We start from the raw sequence: 14,957 nt of genomic DNA on the forward strand, positions 1-14,957 counted from the left end.
GATACTATAATGAATACAAAGAAACCTGCCCCCACACGGAGAGTGATCCATGAAATACCGGACCTACCGCGCCAGAATGGTGGCGCTGCGCGCACTGCGCGTCTTTCTCGACCAGGACATGCCGGTTTTTGCCGGCTGTGCCACGCTGTTCCTGATCACGGCATCCTTCCCGCTGCTGATCTGGATCATGGTGCTGGTCAACCATATGCCCGACTACTCCATCGCCGACCTCACCGACCTGCTCTGCCGCTTCCTGCCCCAGGTGCCGGAAATCCAGCAGACCGTGCTGGACCTGCTGAACAACCTCAGTGCCCAGTCCACCACCTTTGTCGCGTCCTTTGCGGCGGTCACCACGCTGTTCTCGGCCTCGGGCGGCATGGCCGCCATCCAGAAAGGCCTGCAGCGGCTCACGCCCGGCGCCCGGTGCCGCTTCTATGACCGGCTGCTCGCCATCGTCTACACCGTCGCCTTCGAGGTGGTCCTGCTGGTCATCGTGCTGCTGCAGGGGCTGCGGTCGGTGTTCCCGCCTCTCAGCCGCTTTGTGACCCAGTATATCGGCACCGGGGCCCTGCTCGAAACGCTGCGCCGCATCCTCAGCTACAGCCAGCCGGTCATCGTGCCGGTCATCCTGCTCATCGTGCTGCTGATCTACACCTTCGTGCCGGGCGGCCGCCGCACGCTGCGCAGCCAGCTGGCCGGGGCCATCTTTGCCACCGTGGGGTGGCTGGTCTTTTCCCGCATCTTCTCGTTCTATATCCTGCATTTCTGGAAGCTCTCCTACATCTACGGCTCGCTGACGGCGGTCATCCTGATCATCCTGTGGCTCTACGTCATCATCAACCTGCTGTTCCTCGGCGCCGCCATCAATGCGGCTCTCCAGCATTACCCGCAGCTCTGAAACCAAAAAGGCCGGGCCTTCCTTGGGAAGGCCCGGCCTTTTGCCGGCAGGGGATTACTCGACGCGGAGCAGGTCCGCACCGGCCTTGATGCTGCCCGAGGCAACCGGTTTGACGGCATGATAGTCGTCGGTGTTGCAGATGATCATCGGGGTGGTGCACAGGTACCCTTCGGTGCGGATGGCGTCCAGGTCAAAGCTGATCAGCAGATCGCCCTTGCGGACCTTCTGCCCGGTCTTGACGTGGGCCGTGAAGTGTTTGCCGCCCAGCTTGACGGTGTCAATGCCGATGTGCAGCAGCACTTCCACACCGGTGTCGGTCACCAGACCGATGGCATGGCAGGTGTCGAAGAGGTTGTCCACGACGGCGTCGGCCGGGGCAAAGAGCTTGCCCTCGGTGGGCTCGATGGCCACGCCCTCGCCCAGGGCGCAGGAGGAGAACGCCTCATCCTTGACTTCGGCCATCGGCACGACGGTGCCGGTCAGGTGCGCGCCCAGCACGACGGGCTGGACGGGGGTCTCGGGCTTGGCGGGCTCGGCGGGGGCTGCGGGTGCGGCCGGGGCAGGGATCACGGCCGGGGCGTTGGCAGCGGAGGTTTCCATGTAATCCACCAGGTTGGACTTGATGACGGCAACCTGCGGACCGTAGACAACCTGGATGCCGTTGCCCTTGCGGATCACGCCGGAGGCACCGCTCTGGCGCAGCAGGGCGTCACTGACCTGGTTGGGGTCAACCACCGTCACACGCAGACGGGTGGCGCAGCAGTCCACATCGGACAGATTGGCCTTGCCGCCCAGACCGCGCAGAATCAGCGCCGAGGTCGTGTCGGAGCTCTTGGCGCCGGCGGCGTCGGGGCCCACGCCGGTCTTTTCCTTGAAGTCGGCACGGGTGTACAGCTTGGTTTCCTCGTCGTCATCCTCACGGCCGGGGGTCTTGAGGTTCATCTTGGTGATCATGAAGTAGAAGGTGAAGTAGTACAGCACGAAGTAGAACACGCCGACCACGACGACCCAGACCCAGTGAGTCTTGGCGTTGCCCTGCAGGATGCCGAACAGCGTCAGGTCGATCAGGCCGCCCGAGAAGGTCATGCCGACACCCACGTTGAGGATGTGCATGAGCATGTAGGACAGGCCCGCATAGACGCAGTGGACCGCGTACATGGCGGGGGCCACAAAGAGGAAGGTGAATTCGAGGGGCTCGGTGATGCCGGTCAGCATCGAGGTCAGCGCGGCTGAGAGCAGCAGGCCGGCGACGACCTTGCGCTTCTGGGGACGGGCGGCGCGGTACATGGCCAGGGCGGCGCCGGGCAGGCCGAAGATCATCAGCGGGAACTTACCGGCCATAAAGCGGGTTGCCTCGACCGAGAAGACCGTCGTGCTGCGGGAAGCCAGCTCGGCGAAGAAGATGTTCTGGGCGCCCTGGACGGTGACGCCGTCGATGACGGCGGTGCCGCCGACTGCTGTCTGCCAGAAGGGCATATAGAACACATGGTGCAGGCCGAAGGGGATCAGCGCGCGCTCCACCAGGCCGTAGATCCAGGTGCCCACATAGCCCGAGCTGATGACGAGGTTGCCCAGCATGCTGATGCCGGTCTGGACCACCGGCCAGACATAGAACATCAGGATGCCGACGACCAGATAGACGGCCGTGCAGACGATGGGCACGAACCGGGTGCCGCCGAAGAAGGAGAGCACCTGCGGCAGCTGGGTCTTGTAGAAGCGGTTGTGCAGCGCCGCGACGCCAAGGCCGACCAGGATGCCGCCAAAGACGCCCATCTGCAGGGTGGTGATGCCCAGCATCGAGGTGGTGGTGTTGGCGGGCATGGCCTCAACGCCGCCGTTGGCGTTGATCATCGCGCTGATGGCGGTGTTCATGACCAGGTAGGCGATGGCGCCGGACAGGGCGGCGACCTCCTTCTCCTTCTTGGCCATGCCGATGGCAACGCCCATCGCGAACAGCAGGGCCAGGTTGTTGAACACCGCGCTGCCGCACTGGTTCATGATGTCCAGCACCGTGTAGATCACGGTGCCCTGGTGGATGACGCCGGACAGGCCGTAGGTGGCCAGCATCGTCTCATTGGTGAAGGAACTGCCGATGCCGAGCAGCAGACCCGCAACCGGCAGCAGGGCGATGGGCAGCATGAAGGAACGGCCAACACGCTGCAGAACGCCGAAAATCTTGTCTTTCATTCCGAATCCTCCTTGGTTTTGATTTGACGGTCTATATAAAAACAGACCCATACCTCCCCGTGCCGGTTGCCCGGAACAGGGTGATACAGGTCTAGCCTACATTGCCAGGATGCAGTCACTATCCATACGTTTGCATTGTCAGGTGGGTTCCCGCAGATCGCCGGAGACCCGTTTGAGGTGGATGGTCAGATAGACGAGCTCCTCCTCCGAAAGCGTTTTGTGCCAGGTATTGCGGATGTACTCCGCCACGCACTGCGCGCATTTGTAATGTTCGCGGCAGCTGCGGGCAATCAGGGCGCGGAAGGCAGCGTCGTTCTCCTCGCCGTCGTCCGTCATCAGTTTGTCCTGGAACAGCCGCTGCGCAAAGTAGCGCAGATGCACCACAAACCGGTTGAACGCCAGGGATTCCCGGTCAAACCGGCCGCGGTCGCGGTAAAAATACTCCACCACCTGAATCACGCCGTCAATCAGACGGGTGATGTCGTACATTTCGCTCATGTCGGTGTTGAGCTCGGCATTGACGATGTGCAGTGCGATAAAGGCGGCCTCGTCGGGGTTGAGCTCCACGCCGAACCGCTGCCGGATCATCGCCAGGCAGCGCTGCCCGAGCTGATACTCGGTCGGGTAGTAGCACAGGATGCTGCCCGCAAGAGGGTTCTTGAACTCAATGCCCTGCTGTTTGCGCTGGATGGCAAAGCTGATGTGGTCGGCCAGCGTGATGAGCAGCGACTCATTCAGCGGCTGATGCACCGCCGTCCGGATCTCGGAGATCATCTCCTCGGTCAGGCGCAGATGCTCCAGCGGGATCTGTTCGACCAGTTCCCGCAGCCGCCGCTGCCCGGCCTTGTCCTCCATGCGGTACACCTTTTCGACGGCGCCGGGGTCCACGAACTGCCCGGTCTTGCGCCCGAATCCCAGGCCGCGGCCGGTTACGATCATCTCGCTTCCTTTTTCGTCAATGACGCACAGGACGTTGTTGTTGATGACCTTTTTGATTCGCACCCAGTTCGCCTCCATCGTGCGCAACGTGAAAAAAAATAGCCAGCCCCATCAGACACGCTGCTTCAAGCAGAAAGTACGACGGAGTTGGTCTAGCCCGCATCACCGGTAACAATCCAACGCATGCCATTGAGGCATCGAAACTTTATCTGGCAAAATCATAGCACGACAGGATGGGAAAGTCAATCATTCCCGCAGAAGCGACAGAATTTTCGTCAGGCTGCTCAATTTCGCCCCGGGCGTTTCGGCAGAATGAACAGGGCAGGTGTAGGACGGCGCCCGGCGGGGCAGACTAAGCCCAGGACGAGCGAAAGGAAGGAAATACAATGCCGTACTTGGAAATTGAACAGGTGACTGCGCGGGAGATCCTGGATTCCCGCGGGAACCCCACCGTCGAGGCCGCCGTCCGGCTGGCCGACGGGACGGTGGGCCGGGGCGCCGCACCGTCGGGCGCCTCGACGGGGGAATTTGAGGCGCTGGAACTCCGCGACGGCGATATGACGCGGTATGGCGGCAAGGGCGTCCTCAAGGCCGTTGCGGGCGTCCATACCGTCATCGACAAGGCGCTGGCCGGCCGCAATGCCGCCGACCTCTATGCCGTGGACGGGGCAATGCTGCGCGCCGACGGCAGCCGCGACAAATCGGTGCTGGGCGCCAACGCCATGCTGGCGGTCTCCATCGCGGCGGCGCGGGCGGCCAGTGCGGCGCTGCGTCTGCCGCTCTACCGGTTCCTGGGCGGGGCGTCCGCCTGCTGCCTGCCGGTGCCGATGATGAACATTCTCAACGGCGGGGTCCATGCGGCCAACACGGTGGACACCCAGGAATTCATGATCATGCCGGTCGGGGCGCCCAGTTTCCGCGAGGCGCTGCGCTGGTGCACCGAGGTCTACCACGCGCTGGCCGAATTGCTGCGCAGCCGCGGCCTGAGCACCGCCGTCGGGGATGAGGGCGGTTTTGCGCCCGACCTGGACGGCGACGAGGCGGCCGTCGAGTGCATCCTCGACGCCATCCGGGCGGCGGGCTACACGCCGGGGCGGGACTTTGTGCTGGCCATCGACGCGGCGGCCAGCGAGTGGAAGGGTGAGCGCCCCGGCCAGTACCGTCTGCCCAAGAGCGGGCGGTGCTGCACGGGGGCGGAACTCATCGGGCACTGGCAGCAGCTGGCCGAGCGGTACCCCATCCGCTCCATCGAGGACCCGCTGGACGAGGAGGACTGGGAAGGCTGGCAGCAGCTGACCCGGACGCTGGGGGACCGGGTGCAGCTGGTGGGGGATGACCTGTTTGTGACCAACACCCAGCGCCTGGCCGAGGGCATCGCCCGCGGCTGCGGCAACTCCATCCTCATCAAACTCAACCAGATCGGCACCGTGACCGAGACGCTGGACGCCATCCGGCTGGCCCAGCGCAACGGCTACACGGCGGTGGTCTCCCACCGTTCCGGCGAGACCGAGGATACCACCATCGCCGACCTGGCCGTGGCGCTCAACACCTGCCAGATCAAGACCGGCGCCCCCTGCCGCAGCGAGCGGGTGGCCAAATACAACCGGCTGCTGCGCATCGAGCAGGAACTCGGCGCCGCGGCGGTCTACGCCGGTGCGGCCGCTTTGCCGCGCCGCAGATAACACAACGCGGCGCCGTCGGAACTTCCAACGGCGCCGTGCAGAGTCAGGATTCCTGTCCGGTGCGGATCATCATCCGGTACAGGGCAAAGTCGGCCAGCGGCGCCTCGCCGGCACCGGGCACCGATTTCTGCCATTCGGTATAGTCGGGACCATCCCCGGCGGCCCGGGGCACGGCCAGCAGGGTGGCCAGCAGCCGGGCGGTGGCGGCAATCCCGACGCTGCCGCCCGCATAAAAGCCGGCCCAGCGTCCGTCGCCGCCCTGGGTCAGCGCCGCCGCAGCGCCGAAATCATCGGCACTGCGCCCCAGCGTGACAAAGCAGCCGCGGTAATCCCCGTCACAGAACTGCTCGTAGGCACGGCAGAACCGCACCGCACCCCGCAGGGAATAGACGGTCAGCCGGACGCCGAACAGCACCTGCTCGCCCCACACGGCGGTGGTGCCGCGCCCCGCGTAGGAGCAGCCGGACAGCAGCGTTTCAAAGCTTTCCAGCGATTTTTCGCAGGTCTCGCGGAACTCGGCCAGCTGCTCCCCAAAGGGCCAGCTGCCCAGCACCGGCGCGGCGGCCTGCGCCTCGCGGTCGGTCTGGCCGCACAGCCAGGCACAGGCCAGAATCCGGGTGCACCGGCTCAGATAGTTTTCGCCCACCGGCTGCGGCGGGTCGCCGCAGCAGACGGTGCTCTCGGCCCAGACGCGCAGACACAGCGCCATGTCGGACAGGGCACTGTCGGTCAGCGCCCAGCCGTCCGGCGCCCGGAAGGTGGCCCGCAGGTAGGCGGCCCGGCGGGCATCGGGGTCGGTGTCGGGGCGGCGCCACAGTGCGCCCGCCAGGTCCAGCGCCTGCAGATGGGGCCGCAGATCGCCGACGCCCAGCATCCAGAGCGCCCGCACCCCGCCGCGCCAGGCACTCTGCAGGGCACGGCAGAGACGCTGGTCACCGCCGGGCAGCGGGGTCAGCGGGTTGCCGGTCAGCGGATCGCGGCTGCACAGCGAAAGGCGCAGCCCGTGCCGGTCGGCTGGTCCCGGCCCGCCGGCATCGCTGTCGCTGCCCCGGGCGGTCAGCACCGGCACCAGGTCGGCGGGCAGCGTCAGCAGGCCCTCCTGGTACAGCGCGGCGGCCTCCCCCTCAAGCGGCAGACAGACCGGCGCCCCCGGCACGGCGGCGCGGATCGCGTCATACTGCTGACCGATGGCCTCGCTCAGCGCCTGCGGATCGGTGCTGCGGGTCACCGGCCCGCAGCCCAGCGTCCAGACACGGGGCAGCGATTTCTGGTCGCGCACTGCCTGCTCCCACAGGGCGCGGCGTGCCGCGGGGTCCTGCGTCTCCACCGGCTGCATGGGGGCGTTCAGCGGGGCCTCGGGGTCCTGCATCAGCCGCAGACCCATCGCGGCGGCCAGCTCGGCACAGCACCGGGTCCGCACGACGTTTCCGTGGCAGCGCAGCAGCGCTTCAAAGGCCATCTCCCAGCCCTGGTTGGTCTCGTTGGCCCAGGCCGACAGCAGCGGTGCGTCGGACAGGTCCCAGCCCCGCAGCGCCACCCCGTCGGTCTGGCCCGCGGTGCGCATGGCCGGCACCATCGCAAAGGGCCGCGGTTCAAACCGCTGGTCATTCCAGTACCAGAACGGATGAATGCCCAGATATTCCCGGCTCAGATCCAGCAGCGCGTACACCGCACCCAGATCATCGGCGGCGCACAGCGTCAGCAGATCCTCGGTCACGTCCATGGTGTAGCTCTCGGCGGGCAGCGTCGGAGCCAGACAGATCATGATGCGGTTGACCGGCGCAATGTCGGTGGGGGAGAGCGTCATGGCCAGATCACGGCAAAAGCGGTCCACGGCCCGCTGTACGGCGGACCCTGCCCACTGGGCACGGACGATCGTGGACCGGCTCAACATAAAATCCATAAACGAAGCGTTCCTTTTCCTTCAGAATATCACCGGGATTCCTGCAGGAATTCCCGGATCTCGGCATCCACGGCCTGCACTTCCTTCTCAAAGGCGTGGGCCGAGACGCGCAGGGCACCGTTGCCCAGAATGATGATCTGTTCGGCACCGTCCGAACTCACCACCCGCACCCGGTGCTTGCGTGCCAGCTCGTGGGTGGCACGCTCGATGAACATGTCGGCGGTCTCGGCCTCCCGGGTGTAGATGACGTGCAGGTTGTGCCAGGTCTCGACGGCCCGCACCCCGCCCTTGACCCGGTAGGCGTCAAAGACCAGGATCGGCACGCATTTGCGGTACCCGGCATAGTTGCACAGAATATCCATCAGCCGCCGCCGTGCCGCGTCCAGGTTGTCGGCGGCAATGCGGCGCAGGTCCTCCCATGCAAAGATCACGTTGTATCCGTCCACCAACAGGTATTCCGGGCCGGAGGGCACCGGCTCGGCGGGTTTGGACGGCGCCGGGGCGGCCGCGGACCGGAATGCCCGGCGCACCGCCAGGTCGCCGGCTTTTCCGGCCTGTTCGCCGCGGCGGCGGATCGGACCGTAGGTGCGTTCAAAGATGGCCAGCAGCTCCTTGTCCTGCTCCAGCGTGCCGCGGTAGGCGTCCGCCCGGCGGCGGGCCGAGGCGGACGGCGCTTCGCTCTCCTCGGGGTCGGCCTCATCCTGCGCGCCGGGGGCCCGGCGGCCCAGCCCGCCCGAAATGTGGGCGTGGGCGGGCACCTCGTCCCATCTGACCAGGTACCCGGCCCCGTGGCTGCAGAACACCGAGTCGGCGGGGTTCTCCACGTCGGCGTCGGCATCGTACCCGATGGCGGCCAGCACGGCCTCGGTGTTGTGGCAGGGCGCGTATCCCTTGGGAATACAGCTCAGCCGTCCGGCGCCGCGGGTGTAGGCGGTCACCTCCCGCGCACAGCCCCGCATCTCGGACACCGGCGCCTCTCCGGTCAGCACCGCCATCCCGCTGTCCTCGCCGGGGGTCGAGAAGGTCGCGCAGCGGCGCTGCAAATCGGCCATGGCCTTGCCCACACAGTCCTGCGGCACCTCCAGCCGGAAATCATACCACGGCTCCAGCAGAACCATCTTTCCCTGGGCCGCGGCCGTCCGCAGCCCCTGCCGCACGGCGCGGTAGGTGGCCTGCCGGAAGTCTCCGCCCTCGGTGTGCTTGAGGTGGGCCTTGCCCGCCGTCAGCGTGATTTTCACATCGGTCAGCGGGGCCCCCGCCAGGACGCCGGGATGACTCCGCTCGGCCAGATGGGTCAGGATCAGCCGCTGCCAGTTCAGGTCCAGCGCGTCGGTGCGGCAGATGCTCTCGAACTGCAGACCGCTGCCCCGGGCTCCCGGCTCAAGCAGCAGGTGCACCTCGGCATAGTGGCGCAGCGGCTCGTAGTGCCCCACGCCCTCCACGGCACCCGAGAGGGTCTCCTTGTAGAGGATGCCGCCCTCGCCGAACCGGACATCCAGCCCGAACCGGTCGTGCAGGACGCTCTGCAGAATCTCCAGCTGGACTTCCCCCATCAGCTGCAGATGGATCTCGGCCAGCGCATCGTTCCACACCACATGCAGCTGCGGGTCCTCGTCCTCCAGGGTGCGCAGCGCCCGCAGTGCCTGGTGGGGATCGGCTCCCTCGGGAAGCTCCACCCGGTAATGCAGGACCGGTTCCAGAATGGGCAGCACCGCGTCGGGCTGCGCCCCCAGCCCTTCCCCGGGATAGGTCCGGGTCAGCCCCGTCACGGCACAGACCGTCCCGGCCGGCGCCTCGCTGATCAGCCGGAACTTGCTGCCCGAATACAGCCGCAACTGGTCCGCCTTTTCTTCAAAACTGACCCGGGCATCCGGCCGCGAACACAGCGGGTCCTTGACTTTCAGCACCCCGCCCGTCACCTTCAGATAGGTCAGCCGGGCACCCTGTTCATCCGAACCGATCTTGAACACCTGGGCGCCGAACGCCGGGGCCGCCGGGGGCATCCGGGTGTCCCGCTGCAGTCCGGTCAGCAATTCGTCAATGCCGTCCAGCCGCAGCGCCGCCCCGAAATAGCAGGGAAAGACCTGACGCCGGGCAATGGCCGTCACCAGATCCTCCCGGGCGGGCTCGCCGCACGCCAGCACCGATTCCATCAGCGGTTCGCTGCACAGTGCCAGCGCCTCGGCCCGGTCGGACGGTGCGGTAAAGTGGGAAAAATCCACACAGCCGTCCCCGAACCGCCCCCGCAGCTCGCGCAGCCGCAGCGCCGGGTCCGCTCCCGGAAGATCCATCTTGTTGACAAACAGAAAGGTCGGAACATGGTACCGCGCCAGCAGCCGCCACAGCGTGGCGGTGTGACTCTGCACGCCGTCGGTGCCCGAGATGACAAGGATCGCATAGTCCAGCACCTGCAGCGTGCGCTCCGCCTCGGCCGAAAAATCCACATGGCCCGGCGTGTCCAGCAGCGTGATCTGCGTCTCCTCACGGCTGCCGTCCTCGGCGCCCGGCAGCGTGAATACCGCCTGCTTGGCAAAAATCGTGATGCCCCGCGCCCGTTCCAGCGCGTTTGTGTCCAGATAGGCATCCCGGTGATCCACCCGGCCCAGCCGCCGGATGGCCCCGGCCTGGTAGAGCATCGCTTCGGACAGCGTTGTCTTGCCGCTGTCAACATGGGCCAAAACCCCTATGACCAATCGTTTCATCGTTCCTAACCCCTGTATGTCGTCCTTACTTACAATATAGTACCTGTTTTTTCGCTGCGATTCAACCTTTTCTTTCGCCCCGCCCGGCTCCGCGCACCGGAAATTTTTTCAAAAAACTCTTGACATCCACATCTCTGCATGCTATACTGATTAGGCACTCAAAAGAGAGGCGCCTATATCGCGGGGTAGAGCAGATGGTAGCTCGTCGGGCTCATAACCCGGAGGTCGCAGGTTCAAGTCCTGTCCCCGCAACCACTAAGCCGGTCAACCGAATGGTTGACCGGCTTTTTGTTGTGCTTTTCGGGTTATGAGACCGGCGAGTGTGCTCGTTGGGAAGAAAATGCGACCATCGCCTGCGGCGGAAACAGGGAGGATTTTCTGGTGCGGCAGTCCCGATCGGTAGGGCCTGAAACCGGAGATTCACAGGGTAGCCAAAGGCTGTGCCGGATTTTTGGGCAGGGCACAAATTGACGGTCAGGCGTTTTTTGCTTATACTGAAAGTGAAACAATGCAAAGGAGGCGCGGCCTATGAACATACCGTATATCGTCGGAATGGGAGTGGTCTACACCGCCGCCCTGTGGCTGTTGGTGCGGCGGCTGCGCCTGCCGGGTCGGGGCTATCTGCCCGAAAAAACGCTGTGCAGCCTCTGCTTTGTGGCTGTGGCGGCGGTGTGCGCTGCCCTGGGCAACCGTCCCGAAGCCTTCTGGCAATTACTGCCGGCGCTGCTGTGCTGTGTGGTGGGGGATGTGGTGCTGGCGCTCTACAACAACCTGCGCCGTCCGGGCCTGTTTTTGGTCGGACTGGCGGCCTTTCTGGCCGGACATACCCTGTTTGTATGGGGCCTGTGCCGGATGCAGCCCATGGGCTGGCCGGTGCCGCTGGCCGCGGTGCTGGGGGCCGGCGGCGCGGCGGCGCTGTCCGGCATGCCGGGAATGCAGACCGGGCGGATGCGCCCTTGGGTGGTGCTTTATGCAGCTTTTGTCTCGGCACTGCTGGGCAAGGGACTGCAGCTGGCCTTTGGCATCGGCCAGCTCTGGTGCTTTCTGGTGCTGGCAGGGGCGGTGCTGTTTTGGATTTCGGATCTGCTGATCCTGTTTTTGTATTTTTACTCTTCCAAGCACCCTGCCGTGCACGTCGCCAATCTTTTGACCTACTACTATGCGATGTTTCTGATCTCAGTCAGCCTTGCGGTCTGAGAACGGGGACGCCCGATCACGTTGCAGCAGCTGTTGGAACCAATTCCTTTTCAGGAACGCCAAAAAAAGCCGGTCAACCGAATGGCTGACCGGCTTGCTGATTTCAAGTGGCGAAAAGCGGCAGGAATCTCTGCGGTCCATGGCCGGGACCGTCCGTGCGCTTATCGGAGCTTTTCCGCTTTTTTCAACGCTTTCCCATACTGGTTCCTGACGCCGTTTTCCTTTTCTTTTTCGTACAAGTTGGAGATTTGCTCAAACAAAGGCCCCTTTGCATAGTGCGGGAGGAGAACAATGCGGGACAGGGCGTAAGCGCTTGCCCACCGGATCACCGTTCCATCCGAGTCCGCATTCTGCAACAAGGCGGTTATGGCATCGTCAAGATCCTCCGGATAAGCGGCCGCAAGATTTCCGACGATTCTGGAAGCTTCCCGTTTGCAAGAAGGATCGGAAGACAGGAGATAGCTTTCTGACAGTTTCCGATACCTTTCTTCGAGGACAACCTCTTTGGAACGGCTCACCTCTTCAATGGCTTCGAGCAAAAGGGAAATCTTTTTTTCGGGCAAAAATGAACAGGCCTCAGAAACTGCGGAAAAATCAAAGCGCCCGTCAAGGATACCTTGCACGATGGCCGTCCGCTTTTCCAGGCGCTTGATGGATTTGTCGTCGATGATCTGTTGGATTGTCATGATTGTTTTCTCCTGTAAATCCTAAGAAACCGGGTTCGCTTGTTGAGTCACCATCTGCATCGCGGATGGGACACCCCCTCTGTGCCGGGCAATTCTATCATAGCAGGGGAGAGGAAGATCGTCAAATAGCGCTGATTTGGACTTGCCTCCAGAACGCCTGCAACGACCGTCCCGGACTTCCCCCGAAATCCGGCGCCACCCGGGCAGGCGTTCTTAGTACGGCAATCATTTTTGGGAAAGTTCCCCACAGGCGCTTCCAAAGATGATATACTTCCTTTGACAGGAACGGCGGGAGCGGTTCCGGCGGGTCCGACCGGCAAATACCAGGAAAACAGGATCAAAAAAGGAAGCGGGGCTGTCAGGATGGGAACGCTCGAAATCGGCTGCTGCGGAGCATACTGCAAAACCTGCCGGGAAAACGGCAGAACCTGCAAGGGGTGCAAAATGGGGTACGCCGACGGTTCGCGTGATCTGGCAAAGGCAAAATGCAGGATCAAGGTGTGCTGTATCGGCAAAAACCAGATCTCCTGCGCCGACTGCGCCGCCTATGACGGTTGCCCCATCATCCAGGCATTTCACAACCATGCCGGGTACAAATACAGAAAATACCAACAGTCCATCGCCTTTATCCGTGCCCACGGCTACGACGATTTTCTGGAACGTGCGGCGGCCTGGACCGGTGCCTGCGGCAAACTCTGAGGAAGGAACCGCACTGGCCAGTTCGGTCGTTTGGCCGGTCCCCGAACAGGAAAAATACCCCCGGAAAGCGGAGCTTTCCGGGGGCTTTCGTTTACTCTTCGGCCGGGCTGATGCAGCACTGGAAGGGAGCCAGCGTCTGGTCCTCGTACGCCGCCGGCCGGGGGTTGTGGTTCATCACCAGGCGGATGCGGTCCCGGCCGCTGCCGCGGTACACCACTTCCACCCCGGGGGCCGAGGACTCCCCGGCCAGGCCCTGCCTGGCACAGAGTTCCTCCAGCAGCCGGGTCAGCAGGGGCTCGTCCGCCCCGCAGCCGAGGTAATAGACCCAGCCTTTCTGCTGCGCCTTGCGGGTGAGTGCCGCATATTCCCCATAGAAGTCGTCCCGGTAGCGCAGCAGCACCTGGGCATCGCGGCACACCAGCAGATCGCGGAAGATGCCTCCCTGACCCCGGGCACCCGCCCAATCGCCTTCGCCTTCCAGGGGGAAGGACTGGCCTTCCTGCAGGCTCTCGGTCTCTGCCACACAGACCCCTGCGAAATCGTCAAAGTCCAGGGGCAGCGGTTTGCCGAACACCAGGTTGTTGTCCAGGTCCTTGACAAAGTCCCGGTAGGTGAGCAGCGCGATGCCGCCCTGCTCCACGAACGCCTTGAGCCGCGCCTGGAGCCGGGGATCGGTGACGATCATCTGGGGCAGAATGACCACCTTGTAGCCGGCAAAGTCGGCCCGTGCGGGGATCACGTCCACCGGAATATTCCGGTCATAGAAGAATTTGTGGTACTTTTTCATCTCCCGCTCACAGTCCAGCGTCAGGCTCTGGCGCTGGATGCGGAACGCTGCCAGGGAGTCGTAGTCGTAGAGGATGGCTGCCTCGGCACAGAGGGGCGTTTCCAGCTGGGGCGCATACCGGCAGATCTCCTGAAAGAAGCTCTGCACCTCGTAATATTTTCTCCGCTTCCGGTTGTCGGCGTCCAGGATGCCGTAGCAGAACTGCTCGGCGCCCTTGGTGGCGCCCCGGTAACGAAAGAAGAAGAGAGACTCGCACCCGCGGGCCATGCCCTGGCAGGCCCACAGCCGGGCCTGGTTGGGCCGGGGGGAAAAGCCGGTGACGTCATGGCCCTGGGCCCCCATGATGGCCTCGGTAATCCAGAAGTTCTGCTGCCGCAAGCCCCGGATGTAGTCCAGCCCGAAGGCAATCTCGTTGGAGGGCAGCGGTTCCCGCTGGCCGCCCCACACCGGGTAGTTGTTGTAGGCGGCCACCGTCAGCGGCTGGGCCACCTGGGAGTAATCCACATGTTTGGCCAGCCCGCCGCCGGGGAAGTCGTGGATGATGACCGCCCCGGGCAGGATCTCCCGCAGCAGGTCGCACTGGAACTGCGCAAACCTGCGGATGCTCTCGCTGCGGAACCGCTCCCAGTCCAGCCGCAGGGCCGGGTTGTGGGTGGTGATGGTGCGGGCGGGCAGGGGAATCTCGTCAAAGTCGTTGTATTCCTGGCTCCAGAAGGTGGTGCCGTAGGTCTCGTTCAATGCGTCGATGTCCCCGTTAAATTTCCGGCGCAGATACGCCCGGAAGGCATCCCGGCACTGGGGGCAGTAACAGACGTCACTGCCCTCATGGCCGAGTTCGTTGTCGATCTGCCAGGCCACGATGGCAGGCTCGTCCCGGTAGTGCCGGGCCAGCGCCCGGATGATCCGCTCGGAATAGGCATACAGTTCCCTGCTGTTGAAGCAGTACACATGCCGCCCGCCGAAGGCGCGGGGCGACCCGTCCTCAAAGCGGGAGAGGATGCCCGGATGCTTTTTGGCCAGCCAGGCGGGAATGGCGGCGGTGGGGGTCCCCATCACGACCTGCAATCCCCGGGCTCTGGCCCGATCAATCACATGATCGAAGAAGGAAAAGTCAAACTGTCCTTCGGTCTTTTCCATGATGTGCCAGCCGAACTCGCCGATGCGGATCGCATTGCAGCCCAGTTCCCGGATGTTGTCCAGGTCCTGTTCCAGCATGGCGGGGTCCCACTGTTCGGGATAATAATCTACACCAAGATACATACCGGTTCCTCTTGCAT

General features: G+C 64.0%; 10 protein-coding genes and 1 tRNA gene. 5 read left to right on the plus strand and 6 right to left on the minus strand.

The genetic code is table 11. The features are described 5' to 3' along the window. The first annotated feature begins 49 nt into the window (after nucleotides 1–49). Nucleotides 50–898: a YihY/virulence factor BrkB family protein gene (locus U0L91_RS03610; RefSeq protein WP_330044868.1), complete on the plus strand. Its 849-nt coding sequence runs from the start codon at nucleotides 50–52 to the stop codon at nucleotides 896–898. 54 nt (nucleotides 899–952) lie between these two features. Here U0L91_RS03610 and U0L91_RS03615 read toward each other — a convergent pair whose 3' ends face one another. Together U0L91_RS03615 and licT are read right to left on the minus strand one after the other, a co-directional pair. Further along, nucleotides 953–3,085, minus strand: coding sequence for a PTS sugar transporter subunit IIABC (locus tag U0L91_RS03615; RefSeq protein WP_330044869.1), 2,133 nt, complete (start codon nucleotides 3,083–3,085; stop codon nucleotides 953–955). Nucleotides 3,086–3,223: 138 nt separating this feature from the next. Further along, nucleotides 3,224–4,087, minus strand: coding sequence for a BglG family transcription antiterminator LicT (gene licT / locus U0L91_RS03620; protein ID WP_330044870.1), 864 nt, complete (start codon nucleotides 4,085–4,087; stop codon nucleotides 3,224–3,226). Between the two features lie 323 nt (nucleotides 4,088–4,410). Here licT and eno point away from each other — a divergent pair, with 323 nt between their 5' ends. After that, the gene (eno, locus tag U0L91_RS03625; protein WP_330044871.1) at nucleotides 4,411–5,706 is read left to right on the plus strand and encodes a phosphopyruvate hydratase; all 1,296 of its coding nucleotides are present in this window, start codon (nucleotides 4,411–4,413) and stop codon (nucleotides 5,704–5,706) included. 43 nt (nucleotides 5,707–5,749) lie between these two features. On the opposite strand, the gene U0L91_RS03630 is transcribed toward eno, so the two are convergent. After that, the gene (locus U0L91_RS03630) at nucleotides 5,750–7,609 is read right to left on the minus strand and encodes a hypothetical protein (protein WP_330044872.1); all 1,860 of its coding nucleotides are present in this window, start codon (nucleotides 7,607–7,609) and stop codon (nucleotides 5,750–5,752) included. 29 nt (nucleotides 7,610–7,638) lie between these two features. Continuing rightward, nucleotides 7,639–10,311, minus strand: coding sequence for a translation factor GTPase family protein (locus U0L91_RS03635; protein ID WP_330044873.1), 2,673 nt, complete (start codon nucleotides 10,309–10,311; stop codon nucleotides 7,639–7,641). A gap of 179 nt (nucleotides 10,312–10,490) precedes the next feature. Between U0L91_RS03635 and U0L91_RS03640 the strand changes: the two genes are divergently transcribed. Together U0L91_RS03640 and U0L91_RS03645 are read left to right on the plus strand one after the other, a co-directional pair. Next, nucleotides 10,491–10,566: transfer RNA gene (locus U0L91_RS03640), tRNA-Met, on the plus strand. A 273-nt stretch (nucleotides 10,567–10,839) separates the two neighbouring features. Further along, nucleotides 10,840–11,508, plus strand: coding sequence for a lysoplasmalogenase family protein (locus tag U0L91_RS03645; RefSeq protein WP_330044874.1), 669 nt, complete (start codon nucleotides 10,840–10,842; stop codon nucleotides 11,506–11,508). Between the two features lie 161 nt (nucleotides 11,509–11,669). Here U0L91_RS03645 and U0L91_RS03650 read toward each other — a convergent pair whose 3' ends face one another. Beyond that, the gene (locus U0L91_RS03650; protein WP_330044875.1) at nucleotides 11,670–12,194 is read right to left on the minus strand and encodes a HEAT repeat domain-containing protein; all 525 of its coding nucleotides are present in this window, start codon (nucleotides 12,192–12,194) and stop codon (nucleotides 11,670–11,672) included. A gap of 363 nt (nucleotides 12,195–12,557) precedes the next feature. Between U0L91_RS03650 and U0L91_RS03655 the strand changes: the two genes are divergently transcribed. Then, nucleotides 12,558–12,893, plus strand: coding sequence for a DUF3795 domain-containing protein (locus U0L91_RS03655; protein ID WP_330044876.1), 336 nt, complete (start codon nucleotides 12,558–12,560; stop codon nucleotides 12,891–12,893). Nucleotides 12,894–12,984: 91 nt separating this feature from the next. On the opposite strand, the gene U0L91_RS03660 is transcribed toward U0L91_RS03655, so the two are convergent. Next, the gene (locus U0L91_RS03660) at nucleotides 12,985–14,940 is read right to left on the minus strand and encodes a beta-galactosidase (RefSeq protein WP_330044877.1); all 1,956 of its coding nucleotides are present in this window, start codon (nucleotides 14,938–14,940) and stop codon (nucleotides 12,985–12,987) included. Nucleotides 14,941–14,957 lie beyond the last annotated feature (17 nt).

Origin of the sequence: Gemmiger sp. (genome assembly GCF_036306485.1) — a bacterium.
In the GTDB taxonomy this organism is placed as follows: Bacteria; Bacillota; Clostridia; order Oscillospirales; family Ruminococcaceae; genus Gemmiger.